Genomic DNA, 17,888 nt, shown 5'->3' with positions numbered 1-17,888 from the left:
GGCCGTATTGTGCGCTGCGTCAAGAATCGCGGCGGGCAGCCCTGCGCCCCACGCAAGCGGGGTCTGCGATCAATGCGCGACGAAGATCGGGCAGGGCGCCGCAGCCAGCAGCTTGCGCGTGGCCGAGCCGGTGAACAACGTGCGCAGCCCCGAATGCTCGAAAGCGCCCATCACAAGCATGCGCGCGGGCATCGCCGCCGCCTCCGTCAGCAGGGCATCGACGGGATGCGTGCCGTGCACGGCGAGCGCCTCGGCCTCGATCCCGTGCTGGCGCAGATAGGCCGCGCCGGTCTCGGCGAGCCGCGCCGCGGCATCCTTGCTCTCGCCCACCGAGAGCACACGCAGCCGCGCCCCTTCGGCAAGGCCAAGCAGCGCGAAGAGCTGCAGCGTGCGCATCGCCGGGATCGATCCGTCATACCCGACGAGAACGGCGCCCGCCCCGGGGAGCGGGCCGGGCGGGACGACGAGCAGCGGCCGCGCGCCGTCATGCAGCAGCGCCTCGATCACCGGCGCGACCCCATCGGGGTTCTCCTCGAGCCCGAGGGTCGAATCGCGGCCGATCACGATCAGGTCATGCGTCGCGCCGGCGGCGAGCAGGGCGGGTTCCGGCGCGTCGGTCAGGCGCAGGCGCGTGAAGGGCGTCTCGCCCGCGGCCGCGGCGCAGGCGGCGAAGGCGGCCTCGGCCTCCTGCTCGAGGCGCAGCGTGCGGGCGGCATCGCGCCGCTCCTTGAAGGCCGCGGCCCCCGGCGGAACGGCCTCGTTCAGATCCCGCGCATGCGGCCAGTCGAGCACGGTCGCAGCGCTCAGCGATGCGCCCGTGCGTCGCGCAAGCGCGATCGCCATGTCCCGCGCCGCGACGGCGCCCGGGGTGTCGTCGAGTGCGACAAGGATGCTGCGGATCATGCGCGACGGCCTCCGCCGCCCTTCTAGCGGGCTTCACGCCGCGCGCCAACGCGCCGCCTCAGCGGGCCCCGGGCAGGCGCAGGAAGGCGAGGGTGCAGACCACCAGCGCCGCGGCGAAGACGAGCAGCGCCCCGCCCACCCCCGCGACCGCCGCCGCACCGCCGGAGGCCGCCTGCAGCACGGCAGCACCACCGAAGAAGGAGATGTTCATGGCCGACAGCGCCCGCCCCACCCGTTCCGGCGGCACCGCCGCGCGCACCAGGGCGAAGCAGATGACCTGCAGCGAGATCAGCAGGCCGAAGGCGACCAGCAGCACCGCATCCGCCGCGACACCCCAGCCCAGCGCGCCGCCCGCGACCATCGCGACGATCGCCGCCGCCGCACCGAGATGGCCGGACACCAGAAGGGCGCGCCGCCGCGCCTGGAAGCGGCGCTCCAGCATGCCCGCGAGCGCCGGGCCGAGGATCAGCGCGATGGTGCAGAGCAGAAGGACATTGCCCGCCGGCACGCGCGCGAGGCCCTTGACCTCCATCAGCCAGGGCCCGCCCCACAGCCCCCGCACGCCAAGCACCGCGGCGAAGGAGGCGAAGGCGATGACCACGGGCCCGCGGATCTCGCGCGACAGGCCGAGGACGACGACCTCGCGCGCATCCTCGATGACGCCGCGCTGCGCCGGAACCTCGGCGCGGCGCTCGCGCACCACGGCGGCGACGGCGGCGGCCGCGCCGGCCGCGAGCAGCGCGCAGGCGACGTATCCCGCGCGCCATCCCGCGTGTTCCACGAGCAGCGCCAGCGGGCTCGCCGAGAGCAGCATCCCGGTATTGCCGAAGGCCTGGATCACCCCGCCCCACAGCCCGAACTTCTGCGGCGGCAAAGTCTTCGCCGCGTGGGTGACAGGGCACATCAGCATCCCCGAGCAGCCGATGCCGAGCACCACCTGGCCCAGCAGCATCGTCCACGGCCCCGTCGCCGCGGCCCCGAGCAGCGCGCCGACGCCCGCGATCGCCAGCAGGACGAGCGCGGTCGGCTTGACGCCGTAGCGGTCGAGCGCCACGCCGACCGGCAGCATCGCGAAGGCGAAAGCGGCCGGGAAGGCGCCGGTGATCGCCGCGAGCCCGTCGGCCGTCAGCCCGAGGTCGCGCTGCAGGACGTCCGCCGCCATGGCGGGAATGGTCCGCACCGCATTCGAGAAGACATGGCCGAGCGCGAGCGCGAGGATCGCAAGCCCGAGGGCGTTCACGCCGGGCGCGTCCTCAGTTCCGGAACATCTTGCCGGGATTGAGGATCCCGCGCGGGTCGAGGCTCGCCTTCAGCCCGCGCATGACCGCCAGCGCCTCGGCGCCGTGCTCCTGTTCGAGGAACTCGCGCTTGCCCATGCCGATGCCATGCTCGCCCGAGCAGGTGCCGCCCAGCGCGAGGCCCTGCGCGACGATGGCGCGATCGAGCGCCCAGGCCCGCTCCAGCCCTTCCTGGCTGCCCTCGGGGAAGAGGATCAGGCAGTGGAAATTGCCGTCGCCGACATGGCCCACGATGCAGGTGGTCAGGCCGGAGGCGCGCGCCGTCTCCTTCGCCCCGACCACCGCCTCCGCCAGCCGCGAGATGGGCACGCAGACATCGGTTGTGATGCCGCGATGGCCGGGCTTGAGGTTCACCGCCGCCCAGTAGGCGTCGTGCCGCGCCTGCCACAGGCGGTTGCGGCTCTCGGCATCGGTCGCCCAGGCGAAGCCCTGCGCGCCGTAGTCGCCGGCGATGGCCTCGAAGGATTCCGCCTGTTCGCGCACCCCGGCCTCGGTGCCATGGAACTCGAGGAAGAGCGTCGGCAGCGGCGCGAAACCCTCGAGCCGCGAGTAGCGGATGCAGGCCTCCATCTGGTCCTCGTCGAGCAGCTCGATGCGCGCGACGGGGATGCCGGACTGCATGACGGCGATGACGGTCTCCACCGCGGCGGCCAGCATCGGGAACTGGCAGACGGCGGCGGACATCGCCTCCGGTATGCCGTGCAGGCGCAGCCTGATTCGGGTGATGACCCCGAGCGTGCCCTCCGAGCCGATGAAGAGCCGCGTCAGGTCGTAGCCGTTGGACGCCTTGCGCGTGCGCCCGCCGGTCTCGATCACGCGCCCGTCGGCGAGCACGACCTCGAGGCCCAGCACATTTTCGCGGATGGTGCCGTAGCGCACGGCGTTGGTGCCGGAGGCGCGTGTGGCGCACATGCCGCCGATGGTGCAGTGGCTGCCCGGATCCACCGGGAAGAACAGGCCCTTGTCGCGCAGGAAGGCGTTCAGTTCCTGGCGCGTCACGCCGGGCTCGATCAGGCAGTCCATGTCCGCCTCGTTCACCTCGAGCACTGCCTTCATGCGGGACAGGTCGAGCGAGATGCCCGCGCGCACCGGGTTCACATGCCCTTCGAGCGAGGTGCCCGCGCCGAAGGGCGTGACCGCGACGCCATGCTGGTGGCAGAGCGCGAGCAGGCGGCTCACCTCCTCCGTCGTTTCCACGAAGGCCACGGCGTCGGGCAAAGTCGGCGTGGTCGTGTCCTCGCCGCGGCTGTGCTGCTCGCGGATGGCGCGGTTGAGGCTGATACGCTCGCCGAGGAAGCCGCGCGCGGCGGCGATCACCGCGTCGGCGCCGCCGGTTGTCGTGGTCATGGCGTTCACTCCTCCCGCTTGAGCGGGCAGGTCAGGCAATGGGGTCCGCCGCCGCCGGCGGTGAACAGCGAGAGGTCGGGGTCGAGCACGCTCAGCCCTTCCGCGCGCAGCGCCGCGTTCAGCGCGGCGGAGGCGCGCGCCGAGACCACCCGGCCGCGCCCGAGGGCGAGGATGTTGCAGCCGAGCGCCATCGCGTCGCGATAGGGCACGCCGATGCAGCGGATGCCGTGCCCCTTCAGCCAGGCGACGAAGCCGGGGTCGAGCACGTCGAGGCAGGCCACCGCGAGGCCCGGCGCAGCCATGCAGAACAGCACGTCGAGATGCAGGAAATGCTCGTCGAAGGGCTCGATGCGCGCCTCCCAGCCCTCGGCGCGCAGCCAGCCGGCGAACTGCTCGGCGCCCGCGAAATCCGTGCGCCCGCCCGAGGCGCCGATGACGGCCACGCCCGGCTTGAGGATGTGGATGTCCCCGCCCTCCAGCGTGCCGGCGCTCGATTTCCGCCAGAACCGCCCGCCGTGGAAGTCCATCACCGCGGCATATTCGCCGCGCCGTTGCGGACGCTCGAGCTGGCAGAGGACCGGCCCCCATGGCGTCACCACGGCGGAGTCGCGCGTATAGGCCATGTAGGGCAGGTGCGGCTCGGGCAGGAGGACATGCAGCCGCGCACCGCCCTGGCGGAGCGCGTCCGTCAGTTCGCCATGCTGGGCCGCGAGCGCGAGCGCGGAAGGCTGCTGCGCGGTCGCGAGCGTCCGCCGCACGATCGCGTTGGTCGGAACCCAGCGATAGTGGTCGGGCGGGCAGACCAGCACGTCGGTCAGCACGCCGGTTTCGGAGGAGACGCTCCAGTCCTGCATGGCGGCGAGCCTGCCGCGCGCATGGCTGCCCGTAAAGCCGCGCGTTTGACGCCCCCCGGGCGCGGCCCTAGCGTCCCTGCCATAGCAGCCCGAGAACGAGAGGAAGCGGCGCGATGGCGAATGCGGTCAAGGAAGCGTGGAAGGCCGGCAGGGCCGTGGTCAACGGATGGCTCGCCATTCCCAACGCCTTCTCCGCCGAGATGTATTCCAAGTGCGGCTGGGATTCCGTGACCGTGGACATGCAGCACGGCGTGCAGGACTACCTCTCCTGCGTCGCCTGCTTCCAGGGCATCCAGCCCTCCGGCGCGGTGCCCATGGTGCGCGTGCCGTGGAACGAGCCGGGCATCATCGGCAAGGTGCTCGACGCCGGGGCGATGGGCGTGATCTGCCCCATGGTGAACACCGAGGCCGAGGCGCGCGCGCTGGTGCAGTACTGCAAGTATCCGCCCGCCGGCACGCGCTCCAACGGCCCGATTCGCGCCGGCGCCTACGGCTCGGCCGGAGCCTACCAGAAGACCGCGAATGACGAGATCCTCGTCATCCCGATGATCGAGACGAGGACGGCGATCGAGAACATCGGCAAGATCCTCGACGTGCCGGGCATCGACGGGATCTACATCGGGCCCTCCGACCTCTCCTTCTCGCTCGGCAAGGAGCCGAAGCTCGATGTCGAGGATCCGGAGATCCTCGCCATCTACGACATGCTGCTGGCCGAGACGGGCAGGCGCGGCATCGCGGCGGGGCTGCACAACGGTACGCCGGCCTACGCGAAGCGGATGATCGAGAAGGGCTTCAAGCTCGTCACCATCGCCAACGAGGTCGGGCTGATGGTCCAGGCCGCCACCGCGGCGGTGAAGGCGGCGCGGGGGGGCTGAGCATGGACGGCGCGGCGCCGCGGCTGCCCTGCCGCGCCGATTTCCGCTTCTTCCTCGCGCACAGGGTCCGCTACGTCGAGCTCGACACCCAGGGCATCGTCTTCAACGCCCACTACCTCACCTGGTACGACGAGGCGGTGTCGGACTACATCCGCGCCGCCGGCTGGGACTACCAGGCGGAGGTGAAGGCCTCGGGCGCGGATTTCCACGTCGTCCGCGGCCTGGTCGAATACAAGGTCGCGATCGGCCGCGCCGCGCGGCTCGAGATCGGGGCGCGGTGCACGCGCATCGGGCGGTCCTCCATCGCCTTCCAGCCCGCCGTCTTCGCGGCGGGCGAGGACACGCTGCACGCCACGGGCGAGATCGTCTGGGTGCTGACCGACCAGGCCACGCGCCGCCCCGTGCCCGTGCCGGGCCGCCTGCGCGCGCTGCTCTCGGCCTTCGAGGGGCGCGACCTCGGATAGCCCGGCGGACGCCGCGCCGCTATTTCCGCAAGCCCCGCCCGCGCACCACCGCCGCCTCCCCGAACTTCGCGCGCAGCGCCTCGACCGCCTGCCAGCGGGCCGCGCGCCGCGGCGCCTCCGGGTCCGCGAGGTCGCCGCGATCGGCCTCACTCGCGGGCGCGAGCGGCTGCGCGCCGATGCCGATCAGCCGGAAGGCGGTGCCGTCCGCCTCCCTCTCCAGCAGCGGGCGGGCGGCGGCGAAGATCACATCCGGCAGGCGCGTCGGCTGGGCGAGCCGCACCGCACGGGTGCGCGTGGCGAAGGCGGCCGTCTTGAGCTTCAGCGTCACCCCGGCAGCCGCGAGGTTCTTCTCGGCCAGCCGGCGCGCGAGCTTCTCGCACAGCCGCCACAGCGGCGCCTCGAGCGCCTCGCGCGCCGAGAGGTCCGCCTCGAAGGTCGTCTCGGCGCTGACCGACTTCACCTCCCGCTCGGGGCGCACGGGGCGGGAATCCTCGCCGCGGGCGCGCGCGGCGAGGCCCGGGCCGTCCTCCCCGAAGCGCCGCGCCGCCTCCTCGGGGCCGAGTGCGGCAAGCTGCCCGAGTGTCGAGAACCCCGCCGCCTGCAGCCGCTTCGCCATGGCCGGCCCGACGCCGGGCAGCACGGAGACCGGCTGCGGGGCGAGCCATGCCGCCGCCTCCGCCGCGCCGATGACGGCGAAGCCGCGCGGCTTGTCGCGCTCGGCGGCGAGCTTGGCCATCAGGCGGTTGGCCGCGAGGCCGATGGAGACCGTAACGCCCACCTCGCGCTCCACCGCCAGCGCGAAGCGCGCCAGCACCACCGCCGGCGGCGCGCCGTGCAGCGCCTCGGTTCCCGCAAGGTCGAGCACCGCCTCGTCGATCGAGAGCGGCTGCACGAGCGGCGTCAGCGCCTCCATCAGCGTGCGGATGCGCCGGCCCTCAGCCGCGTATTTCGCCATGTCGGGCCGGATCACCACGGCATCGGGGCAGGCGGCGAGCGCCTTGAACATCGGCATCGCGCTCTTCACGCCGCGGGTGCGCGCGAGGTAGCAGCAGGCGGCCACCACGCCGCGCCTGCCGCCGCCGACGATAACGGGCTTCGTCAGCAGTTCGGGCCGGTCGCGCTTCTCGACGCTGGCATAGAAGGCGTCGCAATCCACATGCGCGACGCCGAGGCGGAACAGGTCCGGGTGCGCGACCACCCGGCGCGAGGCGCAGCGCGGGCAGCGCGCGAAGGCCTCGGCGGCGTGGTGCAGGCAGTCGCGGCAGAGCGCCGGCACGGCATCACCGCCGCAGCAGCGGCATCAGCGCCAGCGCCGCGAGCAGCGCGAGCCCGACGAGCCCCGCCGCCGTCGCGAAGCCCGCGACCCAGGCGCCGAGGCGGCCGAGCACGATCGAGAGCAGCGCCTCGAGCACCAGCACCAGGGCAAGCGCCCACAGCCCCATCCGCAGCCGCGCGCCCCCATCCTCGCCCAGCCCGTGGGCGCGCGCGATCCAGGGGGCGAGCAGCGCGAGGGCGAGCAGCATCGGCACCGCCTCGACGGCGACGGCGCCGAGCGGGCCGAGGCGCGGCTCCAGCACGAGAACGCGCAGCGGGCCGAGCACGAAGCCGCAGCCGAAGGCCGCCGCGCCATAGACGATGCCGGCGCGCAGCGCCGGGCTCATCCCGGATCCCACAGCCGCGCCGCGCCGAAGACGCCCGAGGAATCGCCATGCCGCGCCTGCACGACCGGCGTGCGCGACACGTCGCCGAAGACGTGGCGCGCCATCAGCGGCGGCACCTCGGCATAGAGGTGCCGCATGTTCGAAAGCCCGCCGCCGAGCACGATCACGTCGGGGTCGAGGATGTTCACGATCATCCCGAGCGCGCGGGCCAGGCGGTCGGCATGGCGGGCGAGGGCGGCGGCGGCCTTCTCCTCGCCCGCCGCGGCGCGCGCGGGGATGCCGCCGGCGTCGCGCGCGCCCGGCCCGTCGCAGTCGGCCGCGAGCCCGGGGCCCGAGAGGAAGGTCTCGAGGCAGCCGAGGCGCCCGCACCAGCATCGCGGCCCCGGGAACTCCGCTTCCGTCATCCACGGCAGCGGCGTGTGGCCCCATTCGCCCCCGGTGCCGTTCGGCCCGTCGAGGATCCGCCCCGAACTGACGATGCCCCCGCCGCAGCCGGTGCCCATGATGACGGCGAAGACCGTGCGATGGCCCGCGCCCGCGCCGTCGGCCGCCTCGCTCATGGCGAGGCAGTTGGCGTCGTTGGTGACCCTGACCTCGCGGCCGAGCGCGGCGGCGAGGTCCTTGTCGAGCGGCCGGCCGTTCAGCGCCTGGGTGTTGGCGTTGCGCACGAGGCCGGTCGCGGGGCTGAGCGAGCCGGGGATGCCGACCCCGACAGTTCCGCGCACGCCCGTCTCGCGCTCGGCCTCGGCGACGAGCGCCGCGATGGCCTCGATCGTCGCTTCGTAGGTGGGCGGCGTGGGGCGCCGTTCGCGCAGCCGCACCGTGCCGTCGCGCGCGAGCGCGACGATCTCGATCTTCGTTCCGCCCAGATCGATCCCGAACCTCATGCCCCCGAGGGTGGCAACCGGCGGCGGGGCCCGCAACCCCGCGCTGGACGCCGCCCGCCGGCGGTGCTGGACTCGCCCGCCATGAGCGAGACGCTTCTCGATGTGAAGGGCCTCACCTGCCCGCTGCCGGTGCTCAAGGCCAACAAGGCGCTGCGCGGCCTCGCCCCCGGCGCGCGGCTGACGGTGCTCGCGACCGACCCGGCCTCGGTCGCTGATTTCCGCGCCTTCTGCAAGGAAACGGGGCACGCCCTGGTCGCCTTCGGCGAGGAGGCGGGCACCTACCGCTTCGTGATCCGCAAGCGCGAGGACCCGCCCGGATGAGCGTGCTGCTGCTGACCCATCGCGCCTGCCTCCACCACGACCCGGGGCCGCACCACCCCGAATGCCCGGACCGGCTGCGTTCCGTGCTGAAGGCGCTGGATGCGGGGGAGTTCAGCGAACTGATCCGCGACCAGGCGCCGCTCGCGGAGGTGGAACACCTGACGCGCGTGCATCCGGAGAACTACGTCTCCGCGATCCTCGCCATCCGCCCCGAACCGGATGAACGCGTGCCGCTCGACGGCGACACCATCATGTCCTGGGGCAGCGCCGAGGCGGCGCTGCGCGCCGCGGGGGCGGCGGTGGCCGCGGTGGATGCCGTGATGCGGGGCGAGTTCCGCCGCGCCTTCTGCGCGACCCGCCCGCCCGGCCATCATTGCGAGCCGGCGCGGCCGATGGGCTTCTGCCTCTTCGCCAACGCCGCCATCGCCGCCCGCCATGCCCAGGCCGCGCACGGCGCGGGCCGCGTCGCGGTGGTCGATTTCGACGTCCATCACGGCAACGGCACCCAGGCCTGCTTCGAGACCGACGCCTCGCTGTTCTATGCCAGCAGCCACCAATGGCCGCTCTATCCGGGCACGGGGGACGAGGCCGAGCGCGGCGTGGGCAACATCCTCAACGTCACGCTGCCGCCCGGGGCGGATGGCGCGGCGTTCCGCTCGGCCTGGGCGGAGCGCATCATCCCTGCGCTCGATGCCTTCGCGCCGGACCTTCTGGTGATCTCGGCCGGCTTCGACGCCCATGCGGCGGACCCCCTGGCGCAGTTGCGCGTGCGGGAGGCGGATTTCGCCTTCGTCACCGAGGCGCTGTGCGCCATGGCCGACCGGCACTGCGGCGGGCGCGTCGTGAGCCTGCTGGAGGGCGGCTACGACCTCGACGCGCTGGGGCGGTCGGCGGCGGCGCATGTGCGGGCGTTGATGCGGGCGTGATGCAGATCGCGTCGTGACGACAGGATCACAGCCGCGCACGCGCATTGCCGTCCTGGTCGATGCGGAGAATGTCGGGGCGGACGCGGCAGCGGAGGCGATGAGGAAGGCTCACGCCTATGGCTCGCTGACCGTTCGGCGCGCCTACCGCCCCTGGACCGACGAACAGCGCCGAGCCTGGGCACAGCTGATGGACAAGTATGCCATCGCCCCGGTGCATGTCGAGGGCGGCAGGAACCAGGTGGATGTTGCGCTCACGATAGACGCGATGGACCTCCTTCACGGCGGCCGCATCGACGGACTTTGCATCGTGTCCAGCGATGGTGATTTCACGCGCCTCGCGCAACGCGCGCGGGAATACGGCCTGATCGTCATCTGCATTGGTGCGAATGTGGCCAGCCGGCTGCGTGCGGCGTGCGATCATGTCGAGCACATCGGAAGGCCTGCAGATGATCCCGATGGGTCGGACGCTTCGACCCAGCGCCAGAAGAGGAAGCGCTTCGTCGAGGCTGTTAAGGACGCCATCGGCAAGGTGGAACCGGATGCGGATGGCTGGGCCCGGGTGGCGAGCGTCAAGGAGAACGTCGGCAGGGGATTGTACGATGGGGACTTCCGAGCCGCGCTGAACGCTTCTGCCGACTTCAAGGTCCGGAAGCGACAGAACGAAGACCGACAGAACGAAGACTGGGTGCGGGTGTCAGTGCCCGGTGGGCGCTGAGCGGTTGCTACGCCGCCTGCGAGCACGCCCGCCCTGGACGCCACCCCCGCCCCGGCCTATCTCGCCCCTCACCGAACCGGGAGGACCCGCCATGAACCGCCGCACCCTTCTCGCCGCCCTGCCCGCGGCAGCCCTCCTGCCGCAGGCCGCAGGCGCGCAGGCCGCCTGGCCCACCGGCCCCATCCGCGCCATCGTCCCCTTCGCGCCCGGCTCGGCCACCGACACCGTCGGCCGTCTCTTCGCGGAGAAGATGCGCGAGGTGCTCGGCCAGCCCGTGGTGGTGGAGAACCGTGCCGGCGCCAATGGCCTGATCGGCGCCGAGGCCGTCGCCCGCGCCCCGGCCGATGGCAACACGGTGCTGGTCGGCACCAACTCCACCAACGCCGCCGCGCGCGCGCTGTTCCGCAACGTGCCCTTCGACATGGAGAACGGCTTCGTCGCCATCTCCACCATCGCCACCGTGCCGCTGCTGGTCGCCGTCAAGGCCGACAGCCCCTACCGCACGCTCGCCGACCTGATCGCCGCGGCGCGCGCGCGGCCCGACGGCATCACCTACGCCACCGCCTCCTCCTCGCAGCAGGTCGCGGCGGCCTCGCTCGCCGCCCAGGCCAATGTGCAGATGCTCGCGGTGCCCTACCGCTCCTCCCCGCTCGCGGTGCAGGACCTGCTCGCGGGCCGCGTGGACCTCTTCGTCGCGGACCAGGCGGTGATCCTGCCGCAGGCGCAGGCCGGCGCGCTGCGCATCCTGGCCGTCACCTCCGCCCAGCGCTCGGCCGCCGTGCCCGATGTCCCGACGGTGCGCGAGGCCGGCAACCTGCCGGACTACGAGGTCATCGCCTGGTTCTGCCTCTTCGCGCCCGCCGGCACGCCGGCCGACCGCGTCGCGCGGCTCAACTAGGCGGTGGTCGCCGCGGCGGCGTCGGAGGAGGTGCGCTCGCGCCTCGCCTCCGGCCTCGGCATGACCGTGCGCTCCTCCACGCCGGAGGAGGCGGCCGCCTTCGTCCGCGCCGAGACGGTGAAGTGGACCAACGCGATCCGCCAGGCCGGCATCGAGCCGCAATAAAACTTGGACAGCCCACACTGTTAAGGTAGCCTGACATGGCCAGGACGCGGAGCGAGGAGGGCGCCACGCCTTCCGATATCGAGACCCTGACCTTCGAGCAGGCTCTGGCCGAGCTCGAGGGCATCGTGAAGGCGCTGGAGAGCGGCCAGGGGGCGCTCGAGGCTTCGGTCGCGGCATACCAGCGGGGGGCCGCGCTGCGCGCCCACTGCGAGCGCAAGCTCGCCGAGGCCGAGCAGAAGGTCCAGGCCATCGTCGAGGGGCCATCCGGCCTCTCGCTCCGGGATGTGGAATGAGCGCGCGCGCAGACATGGCGAAGCCCGACGATCTCCGCGACGCCATGGCCGAGGCGGCGGCCGAGATCGACCAGGCGCTCGGCATCCTCATCCCCCGTCCCGAAGGCCCCGAGGCCCGGCTGTTCGAGGCCATGCGCCACGCCGCGATCGGCGGCGGCAAGCGGCTGCGCGGCTTCCTGGTGCTGGAAGGCGCGCGCCAGTTCGGCGTGGCGCGCGACGCCGCGCTGCGCGCCGCCGCGGCGGTCGAGATGCTGCACGCCTATTCGCTCGTGCATGACGACCTGCCCTGCATGGACGACGACGACCTGCGCCGCGGCAAGCCCACGGTCCACAAGGCCTTCGACGAGGCGACCGCGGTGCTGGCGGGCGACGCGCTGCAGGCCAACGCCTTCTACGTCCTCGCCGAGCCGGACACGCACCCCGACCCGGCGGTGCGCGCCGAGCTCTGCCGCTGCCTCGCGCGCGCGGCAGGCCCGCGCGGCATGTGCGGCGGGCAGATGCTCGACATGCTGGCCGAGCAGGCGGGCGAGCCGCTCGAGGAGGCCGAGATCGGCCGGCTGCAGCTGCTCAAGACCGGCAAGCTGATCGAGTTCGCCGCCGAGGCCGGCGCCATCCTGGGCAAGGCGCCCTGGCCGATGCGCCAGGCGCTCGCCGCCTATGGGCGCGATCTCGGCGCCGCCTTCCAGATCGCCGACGACCTGCTCGATGCCACCGCGAGCGCCGCGGAGACCGGCAAGCGCACCGGCAAGGACGCCGCCGCCGGCAAGGCCACGCTCGTCGGGCTGCTCGGGATCGAGCGCGCCCGTGCGCAGGCGGAACGTCTGGCCGCCCAGGCGGCGGCGCATCTGGACGCCTTCGGGGAGCGCGCCGATCTCCTCAAGGCGCTCGCCGCATACGCGATCGCGCGGAGGACATGATGACCCGACCCGCCACCCCGCTGCTCGACCGCGTGACGACGCCGGCCGACCTCAAGAACCTCTCCGCCGACCAGCTCAAGCGGCTGGCCGAGGAGCTGCGGGCCGAGACGATCGACGCGGTGTCCGTCACCGGCGGGCATCTCGGCGCCTCGCTCGGGGTGGTGGAACTGACCGTCGCGGTCCATGCGGTGTTCGACACGCCGCATGACCGGCTGATCTGGGATGTCGGCCATCAGGCCTATCCGCACAAGATCCTGACCGGGCGACGCGACCGCATCCGCACGCTGCGCCAGGGCGGCGGGCTGTCGGGCTTCACGAAGCGCAGCGAGAGCGCATACGACCCCTTCGGCGCGGCGCATTCCTCCACCTCCATCTCCGCCGGGCTCGGCATGGCGGTGGCGCGCGACCTCAAGGGCGAGGACCGGCACGTCATCGCCATCATCGGCGACGGCGCCATGAGCGCCGGCATGGCCTACGAGGCGATGAACAACGCCGGCGCGTCCAAGGCGAACCTCATCGTCATCCTCAACGACAACGACATGTCCATCGCCCCGCCGGTGGGCGCGATGTCGGCCTATCTCTCGCGCGTCGTCTCCTCGCGGCCCTTCCTCAGCCTGCGCGACCTGATGGCGCGCGTGGCGAAGCGCTTCCCCGCGCCGCTGGAGCGCGCCGCGCGGCGGGCCGACGAATATGCCCGCGGGCTTCTCACCGGCGGCACGCTGTTCGAGGAGCTCGGCTTCTACTACGTCGGCCCGGTGGACGGGCACGACATGGACCACCTGCTGCCGGTCCTGCGCAACCTGCGCGACACCGAGCACGAAGGCCCGATCCTGCTGCATGTGGTCACGCAGAAGGGCAAGGGCTACGCGCCCGCCGAGGCGAGCGCGGACAAATACCACGGCGTGGTGAAGTTCAACGTCGTGACCGGGGAGCAGGCCAAGGCGCCGCCCGGCCCGCCCTCCTACACCAAGGTCTTCGCCAATGCGCTGATCGCCGAGGCCGAGGCCGATGAGCGCATCGTCGCGATCAACGCCGCCATGCCCTCGGGCACGGGCCTGGACCTCTTCGCCAAGCGCTTCCCGCGCCGCTGCTTCGATGTCGGCATCGCCGAGCAGCACGCCGTCACCTTCGCCGCCGGCATGGCGACGGAGGGGATGAAGCCCTTCTGCGCCATCTATTCCACCTTCCTCCAGCGCGCCTACGACCAGGTAATGCACGATGTCGCGCTGCAATGCCTGCCGGTGCGCTTCGCGATGGACCGGGCGGGGCTGGTGGGCGCGGACGGCGCCACCCATGCCGGGGCCTACGACATCGCCTATCTCGGCTGCCTGCCGAACTTCGTGCTGATGGCCGCGGCCGACGAGGCCGAGCTGATGCACATGGTCGCGACCGCCGCGGCCGTGGACGACCGGCCCGTGGGCTTCCGCTACCCGCGCGGCGAGGGCTTCGGTCTCGATCTGCCCGCGCGCGGCAGCCCGCTCGAGATCGGCCGCGGGCGCGTCCTGCGCGAAGGCAACGCGATCGCCATCCTCTCCTACGGCGCGCGGCTGCGCGAATGCCTCAAGGCGGCCGACGAGCTCGCCGCGCACGGCCTGTCCTGCACGGTGGCGGATGCGCGCTTCGCCAAGCCGCTCGATGCCACGCTGGTCGAGCGCCTGGCGCGCGAGCACGAGGTGCTGATCACCATCGAGGAAGGCTCGATGCTCGGCTTCGGCGGCATCGTGATGCACCACCTCGCCACGCGCGGCCTGCTCGACCACGGGCTGAAGATCCGCCCGATGTGCCTGCCCGACCGCTTCATCGACCACGACACGCCGAAGAAGCAGTACGACGAGGCGGGTCTGAACGCGCCGCACATCGTCGCCACCGCGCTGGCCGCGCTGGGGCAGGAGGCGAAGGCGCAGCCCGCGCGGGCGTGACGGCCGGCCGCGCGGCGATGGCTGCCACGGCGAAGCAGCGCGCCGATGTCGCGCTGGTCGAGCGCGGCCTTGCCGAATCCCGCGCCCGCGCGCAGGCGCTGATCCTCGCGGGCAAGGTGTTCTCGGGGGAGCGGCGCATCGCCAAGGCGGGCGATGCGGTGGCGGAGGGGCAGCCGCTCTCGGTGCGCGGGCAGGACCATCCCTGGGTCAGCCGCGGCGGCGTCAAGCTCGCCCATGCGCTTGCGCATTTCGGGCTGGATCCGGCGGGGCGGGTCGCGCTCGACATCGGCGCCTCGACCGGCGGCTTCACCGACGTGCTGCTGCAGAAGGGCGCGGCGCGCGTGCATGCGGTGGATGTCGGCCATGGGCAGCTCGACTGGAGGCTGCGCAACGATCCGCGCGTCGTGGTCCATGAACGCACCAATGCGCGCCACCTGAGCGCCGCGCAGATCCCCGAGCCGCCGGGTGCGATCGTCTGCGACGCCTCCTTCATCGGGCTGCGCACCGTGCTGCCGGCCGCACTCGCCCTCGCCGCGCCCGGGGCCTGGGCGGTCGCGCTGATCAAGCCGCAATTCGAGGCGGGGCCGGAGAAGGTCGGCAAGGGCGGGGTGGTGCGCGACCCCGCGGTGCACGAGGCGGTCTGCGCCACGATCCGCGACTGGTGGGCCGGCCTTCCGGGCTGGCGGGTGCTCGGCATCGAGCCCAGCCCGATCACCGGGCCCGAGGGCAACCGGGAGTTCCTGATCGCGGCGCGGCGCGACTGACAGGCAGCGGCGCCAGGTCGCTCCCGGCGCGCATCCGGCATGGCCATGCCGGGGCAGGCGCAACCGGCAAGGCGGCGATCAGCCGCGCGGCGGCGGCGCCGTCCGGCGGCTGATCTCGGCGAGCAGCGTCCAGATGCGGTCGGGGTCCATCGGCACGTCGGGGTCGTTCAGAAGGCGATCCAGTTCCGCCATGCGTCGTTCGAACTCGGCTTCGGACATGCCAGCCTCCGGGCCGGGCCAAGCGCCCGTCTCGCAACGATTCCTCGCCCGCGAAAACGCCGGAATGATGGAGAGCTTGCGGCGCAGGCGCGGCGGCGCGGGCACGGTCACGGCGCCAAGCCGGCGCGAGGACATCCCCTCGCCGCAAGGCATCGCGCGCGGAACCCATGGCGGACGCGGGCGGAGACCGGGGCGCACCCTCGCCCGCCAGGGATCAGCCCACCCGGCAGCGCGGCCATGGCCGCGCGGGCGCCGTGCTCACCCCCGGCAAAGGACCTGGAACACCGCCGGCGCCACCGCCGCCGAGACCGCCCGCGCGCCGGTGCCGGCCGCCGCCGGGCCGCGCTCGGGCCGCACGCCGTTCTCGGCAAGGAAGCGCTCCACCTCGGCCGCGCGGATGGCGAAGTTCACCCCCTGCGGCAGGCTGCCGGTCGCGCGCAGCACCGCGAGGTCGTTCAGCCGCCCCACCGCCACGCCGAGCAACTGCCCCGCATCGTCCACCGCCGGACCGCCCGAATTGCCGGGCTGCACCGCCGCGTTCATCTGGAAGCGGGAGGCATCGCCGCCCGGCCCCGCAAGGCCGGTCACGATGCCGTTCGTCACGTTCAGCCCGGTGCCGAGCGCCTGGCCGTAGGGGTAGCCGAAGACCAGCACGGTCTCGCCCAGTTCCACCACCGCCTGCTGGCGGAAGCGGACCACGGACTCGAAACGCCGCCCGGCATCGAGCAAGGCGAGGTCGCGCCGCCGGTCCGCGGCGATGACGCGGATCGGCCGGCCCGCCTCGTCCGCCACCGAGGCACAGCCCTGCACGACATGCGCGTTGGTCACCGCGAGGCCATTGGCGGTGACCGCGAAGGCCGAGCCGGTGCCGATGGCCCGGCCGGGGCCGGCGCGCGGCACGGGCGCCTCCACCGAGGCATCGCCTCCGGCCGGGCCGGGGGCGCGAGGCGGGGCCTGGGGCGGGGCGGGGGCCACCGGGACGACATCGGCGCGCACCACGCGGCCGTCGGGCAGGCGGAGATAGCGTGCGACCGGGGCGGACTGGCCGCCGTAATCCGTGACGATGGTGCCCCCGTCCGGGACCACCGCGACCGGCGGCGGGGCGACCGCGGGCCCATCGGCCTCGGGCGCGCAGGCGGCGCCGAGCAGCAGCAGGGCCAGGGCAGCGATGTGGGACTTCATGCCCATCAGATTGGAACGGGCGCGCGCGGGGGAAAGGGCGGCCGCATCTCCGCGGGCGGAACCACCCGTCACGGCGAGCCGCCGGGGCGGCGCCGGACCTGCGGCGCGCCCAGGTCCGTCAGCGCAGGCCCGGCGTCCCGAGGGTTCACGCCGCCTGCCGCGCCGCCGGCACCGCGCGCATCCGCCCGCCGGGGACGGCGCCAGGGATGGAGGCCGCCATGTCGGCGGCCACCAGCAGCCGGTTCCAGTCCACCCCGGTGGCGACCCCCATGCGGCGGAACATCCAGACCACGTCCTCGGTCGCGACATTGCCGGTCGCGCCGGGCGCGAAGGGGCAGCCGCCGATGCCGCCCGCGGCGCTGTCGAAGACGCGGCAGCCCGCCTCCCAGGCGGCCATCACGTTCGCGAGCCCCATGCCGTAGGTGTCGTGGCCGTGGAAGGCGAAGCGGTGGCCCCAGGCGCCGATGGCGTGGCGGAAGATGCGGTTCACCTGATCGGGGCTGGCATTGCCCGTGGTGTCGGCGAGCGCGATCTCCATCTCCGGATCGAGCGCGACGATGCGCTCCACCCAGTCCAGCGCCTCGGCCTCGGGCACCACGCCGTCGAAGGGGCAGTGGAATACGCAGGAGAGGTTGAAGCGGATCAGCGTGCCCTTGGGCGTGTCGCGCACCAGCGCGGCGAGTTCGGCGAAGGATTCCTCGCGCGTGCGGTTGAGGTTCGCCTTGTTGTGCCCCGCCGTGGCGGACATGAAGAAGCCGAGCCGGTCGGCGCCGTGCGCGAGCGCGGCCTCGAAGCCGCGGCGATTCGGCACCAGCACGGTCGCCTCGAGGCCCGGCATCTGCTTGCAGGCAGCGAGCACCGCCTCGGTCCCGGCCATCTGCGGGATGGCCTTGGGCGAGACGAAGGAACCGACTTCCATCCGGCGCAGACCGGCCTCGTAGCAGGCGCGGATCAGGGCGATCTTCTGCTCGGTCGTCACCGGCGCGCCGGTGATGGACTGGATGCCGTCGCGGGGCGCGACCTCGCTGATGATGGCGGTCTCGGGCATGGCGATCTCCCCGGAAGCGTGCCCGAGGGGTGTAGCCCCGGCGGCCGGGCGCGGCAACGCACGCGGTGCCTGCGCGGCGGCCAGCGGCGCGGCCCGTGCCCGCCCGGGTTGGGCGGCGGTTTCCCGCGCCGGCGTCCCGTGCTTGGCGCGCCGGCGGCGGCAAGGCCGAACCATGGCCCGGGATCACGCCCGGGCCGCGATGGGCCTGTTCTCGGCCATGCCGACGCGTTTC

21 protein-coding genes are annotated in these 17,888 nt (G+C 73.3%); 11 read left to right on the top strand and 10 right to left on the bottom strand.

The window, feature by feature from the left end:
• Positions 1-69: 69 nt before the first annotated feature.
• Genes FHS88_RS14155 through FHS88_RS14140 form a run of 4 tightly spaced genes read right to left on the bottom strand, consistent with a single transcriptional unit; the run spans position 70 to position 4,402 of the window.
• On the bottom strand, positions 70-903 hold the full coding sequence (locus tag FHS88_RS14155; protein WP_184485809.1) for a universal stress protein: 834 nt from the start codon (positions 901-903) through the stop codon (positions 70-72).
• A 58-nt stretch (positions 904-961) separates the two neighbouring features.
• Positions 962-2,143, bottom strand: a complete 1,182-nt coding sequence (locus tag FHS88_RS14150) for an MFS transporter (RefSeq protein WP_338146575.1) — start codon at positions 2,141-2,143, stop codon at positions 962-964.
• Positions 2,144-2,156: 13 nt separating this feature from the next.
• Positions 2,157-3,548, bottom strand: coding sequence for an FAD-binding oxidoreductase (locus FHS88_RS14145; protein WP_184485806.1), 1,392 nt, complete (start codon positions 3,546-3,548; stop codon positions 2,157-2,159).
• A gap of 5 nt (positions 3,549-3,553) precedes the next feature.
• Positions 3,554-4,402, bottom strand: coding sequence for a dimethylarginine dimethylaminohydrolase family protein (locus FHS88_RS14140; RefSeq protein ID WP_184485803.1), 849 nt, complete (start codon positions 4,400-4,402; stop codon positions 3,554-3,556).
• A gap of 113 nt (positions 4,403-4,515) precedes the next feature.
• On the opposite strand from FHS88_RS14140, the gene FHS88_RS14135 reads away from it, so the two are divergent.
• Positions 4,516-5,277, top strand: coding sequence for an HpcH/HpaI aldolase family protein (locus tag FHS88_RS14135; protein ID WP_184485799.1), 762 nt, complete (start codon positions 4,516-4,518; stop codon positions 5,275-5,277).
• 2 nt (positions 5,278-5,279) lie between these two features.
• Positions 5,280-5,741 (top strand): acyl-CoA thioesterase, encoded by a 462-nt coding sequence (locus FHS88_RS14130; protein WP_184485796.1) that lies wholly within the window; start codon positions 5,280-5,282, stop codon positions 5,739-5,741.
• Positions 5,742-5,760: 19 nt separating this feature from the next.
• Here the strand turns inward: FHS88_RS14130 and FHS88_RS14125 are convergent, their stop codons facing one another.
• Genes FHS88_RS14125 through FHS88_RS14115 form a run of 3 tightly spaced genes read right to left on the bottom strand, consistent with a single transcriptional unit; the run spans position 5,761 to position 8,289 of the window.
• Complete coding sequence (locus tag FHS88_RS14125; protein WP_184485793.1) at positions 5,761-7,017, bottom strand: DNA polymerase IV; 1,257 nt, start codon at positions 7,015-7,017, stop codon at positions 5,761-5,763.
• Positions 7,018-7,021: 4 nt separating this feature from the next.
• A complete protein-coding gene (locus tag FHS88_RS14120; RefSeq protein WP_184485790.1) occupies positions 7,022-7,402 on the bottom strand; it encodes a hypothetical protein in 381 nt (126 codons plus the stop codon).
• The gene (locus FHS88_RS14115; protein ID WP_184485787.1) at positions 7,399-8,289 is read right to left on the bottom strand and encodes an ROK family protein; all 891 of its coding nucleotides are present in this window, start codon (positions 8,287-8,289) and stop codon (positions 7,399-7,401) included. The genes FHS88_RS14120 and FHS88_RS14115 overlap by 4 nt, the downstream gene beginning before the upstream one ends.
• 81 nt (positions 8,290-8,370) lie before the next feature.
• Here FHS88_RS14115 and FHS88_RS14110 point away from each other — a divergent pair, with 81 nt between their 5' ends.
• From FHS88_RS14110 to FHS88_RS14075, 9 genes are all read left to right on the top strand, one after another.
• Positions 8,371-8,610 (top strand): sulfurtransferase TusA family protein, encoded by a 240-nt coding sequence (locus FHS88_RS14110; RefSeq protein ID WP_184485784.1) that lies wholly within the window; start codon positions 8,371-8,373, stop codon positions 8,608-8,610.
• Complete coding sequence (locus FHS88_RS14105) at positions 8,607-9,536, top strand: histone deacetylase family protein (protein WP_184485781.1); 930 nt, start codon at positions 8,607-8,609, stop codon at positions 9,534-9,536. The genes FHS88_RS14110 and FHS88_RS14105 overlap by 4 nt, the downstream gene beginning before the upstream one ends.
• A 13-nt stretch (positions 9,537-9,549) precedes the next feature.
• On the top strand, positions 9,550-10,251 hold the full coding sequence (locus FHS88_RS14100; RefSeq protein ID WP_184485777.1) for an NYN domain-containing protein: 702 nt from the start codon (positions 9,550-9,552) through the stop codon (positions 10,249-10,251).
• Between the two features lie 91 nt (positions 10,252-10,342).
• Complete coding sequence (locus FHS88_RS14095; protein ID WP_211842334.1) at positions 10,343-11,149, top strand: Bug family tripartite tricarboxylate transporter substrate binding protein; 807 nt, start codon at positions 10,343-10,345, stop codon at positions 11,147-11,149.
• 3 nt (positions 11,150-11,152) lie between these two features.
• Positions 11,153-11,314, top strand: a complete 162-nt coding sequence (locus FHS88_RS20585) for a hypothetical protein (protein ID WP_221244436.1) — start codon at positions 11,153-11,155, stop codon at positions 11,312-11,314.
• A gap of 35 nt (positions 11,315-11,349) precedes the next feature.
• The gene (locus tag FHS88_RS14090; protein ID WP_184485774.1) at positions 11,350-11,607 is read left to right on the top strand and encodes an exodeoxyribonuclease VII small subunit; all 258 of its coding nucleotides are present in this window, start codon (positions 11,350-11,352) and stop codon (positions 11,605-11,607) included.
• Positions 11,604-12,524 carry a polyprenyl synthetase family protein gene (locus tag FHS88_RS14085; protein WP_246419964.1) on the top strand — a complete coding sequence of 307 codons (921 nt, stop codon included), beginning with the start codon at positions 11,604-11,606 and terminating at the stop codon, positions 12,522-12,524. Before FHS88_RS14090 ends, FHS88_RS14085 begins: the two co-directional genes overlap by 4 nt.
• Positions 12,524-14,443: a 1-deoxy-D-xylulose-5-phosphate synthase gene (dxs, locus tag FHS88_RS14080; protein WP_184485771.1), complete on the top strand. Its 1,920-nt coding sequence runs from the start codon at positions 12,524-12,526 to the stop codon at positions 14,441-14,443. The genes FHS88_RS14085 and dxs overlap by 1 nt, the downstream gene beginning before the upstream one ends.
• A gap of 17 nt (positions 14,444-14,460) precedes the next feature.
• The gene (locus FHS88_RS14075) at positions 14,461-15,207 is read left to right on the top strand and encodes a TlyA family RNA methyltransferase (protein ID WP_184486269.1); all 747 of its coding nucleotides are present in this window, start codon (positions 14,461-14,463) and stop codon (positions 15,205-15,207) included.
• Positions 15,208-15,285: 78 nt separating this feature from the next.
• Here the strand turns inward: FHS88_RS14075 and FHS88_RS14070 are convergent, their stop codons facing one another.
• The 3 genes from FHS88_RS14070 to FHS88_RS14060 all read right to left on the bottom strand — a co-directional run bounded on the left by FHS88_RS14070 (position 15,286) and on the right by FHS88_RS14060 (position 17,656).
• Positions 15,286-15,426, bottom strand: coding sequence for a peptide chain release factor 1 (locus FHS88_RS14070; protein ID WP_184485768.1), 141 nt, complete (start codon positions 15,424-15,426; stop codon positions 15,286-15,288).
• Positions 15,427-15,684: 258 nt separating this feature from the next.
• Entirely contained in the window at positions 15,685-16,608 is a 924-nt protein-coding gene (locus FHS88_RS14065) for a S1C family serine protease (protein WP_184485765.1), read from the bottom strand.
• Between the two features lie 145 nt (positions 16,609-16,753).
• The gene (locus tag FHS88_RS14060) at positions 16,754-17,656 is read right to left on the bottom strand and encodes a hydroxymethylglutaryl-CoA lyase (RefSeq protein WP_184485762.1); all 903 of its coding nucleotides are present in this window, start codon (positions 17,654-17,656) and stop codon (positions 16,754-16,756) included.
• Positions 17,657-17,888: the final 232 nt, after the last annotated feature.

This window comes from Neoroseomonas alkaliterrae, assembly GCF_014199195.1.
GTDB lineage: Bacteria > Pseudomonadota > Alphaproteobacteria > Acetobacterales > Acetobacteraceae > Neoroseomonas > Neoroseomonas alkaliterrae.
The sequence above is the reverse complement of the archived record's forward strand: the minus strand, read 5'-3'. Positions and strand labels throughout refer to the sequence as shown.

Bases quoted from the DNA above. Each gene is read 5' to 3' on its own strand.
- FHS88_RS14155 (WP_184485809.1), bottom strand. From the start codon at position 903: ATGATCCGCAGCATCCTTGTCGCACTCGACGACACCCCGGGCGCCGTC.
- FHS88_RS14145 (WP_184485806.1), bottom strand. From the start codon at position 3,548: ATGACCACGACAACCGGCGGCGCCGACGCGGTGATCGCCGCCGCGCGC.
- FHS88_RS14140 (WP_184485803.1), bottom strand. From the start codon at position 4,402: ATGCAGGACTGGAGCGTCTCCTCCGAAACCGGCGTGCTGACCGACGTG.
- FHS88_RS14135 (WP_184485799.1), top strand. From the start codon at position 4,516: ATGGCGAATGCGGTCAAGGAAGCGTGGAAGGCCGGCAGGGCCGTGGTC.
- FHS88_RS14130 (WP_184485796.1), top strand. From the start codon at position 5,280: ATGGACGGCGCGGCGCCGCGGCTGCCCTGCCGCGCCGATTTCCGCTTC.
- FHS88_RS14120 (WP_184485790.1), bottom strand. From the start codon at position 7,402: ATGAGCCCGGCGCTGCGCGCCGGCATCGTCTATGGCGCGGCGGCCTTC.
- FHS88_RS14115 (WP_184485787.1), bottom strand. From the start codon at position 8,289: ATGAGGTTCGGGATCGATCTGGGCGGAACGAAGATCGAGATCGTCGCG.
- FHS88_RS14110 (WP_184485784.1), top strand. From the start codon at position 8,371: ATGAGCGAGACGCTTCTCGATGTGAAGGGCCTCACCTGCCCGCTGCCG.
- FHS88_RS14105 (WP_184485781.1), top strand. From the start codon at position 8,607: ATGAGCGTGCTGCTGCTGACCCATCGCGCCTGCCTCCACCACGACCCG.
- FHS88_RS14095 (WP_211842334.1), top strand. From the start codon at position 10,343: ATGAACCGCCGCACCCTTCTCGCCGCCCTGCCCGCGGCAGCCCTCCTG.
- FHS88_RS14090 (WP_184485774.1), top strand. From the start codon at position 11,350: ATGGCCAGGACGCGGAGCGAGGAGGGCGCCACGCCTTCCGATATCGAG.
- FHS88_RS14085 (WP_246419964.1), top strand. From the start codon at position 11,604: ATGAGCGCGCGCGCAGACATGGCGAAGCCCGACGATCTCCGCGACGCC.
- dxs (WP_184485771.1), top strand. From the start codon at position 12,524: ATGACCCGACCCGCCACCCCGCTGCTCGACCGCGTGACGACGCCGGCC.
- FHS88_RS14075 (WP_184486269.1), top strand. From the start codon at position 14,461: ATGGCTGCCACGGCGAAGCAGCGCGCCGATGTCGCGCTGGTCGAGCGC.
- FHS88_RS14070 (WP_184485768.1), bottom strand. From the start codon at position 15,426: ATGTCCGAAGCCGAGTTCGAACGACGCATGGCGGAACTGGATCGCCTT.
- FHS88_RS14065 (WP_184485765.1), bottom strand. From the start codon at position 16,608: ATGAAGTCCCACATCGCTGCCCTGGCCCTGCTGCTGCTCGGCGCCGCC.
- FHS88_RS14060 (WP_184485762.1), bottom strand. From the start codon at position 17,656: ATGCCCGAGACCGCCATCATCAGCGAGGTCGCGCCCCGCGACGGCATC.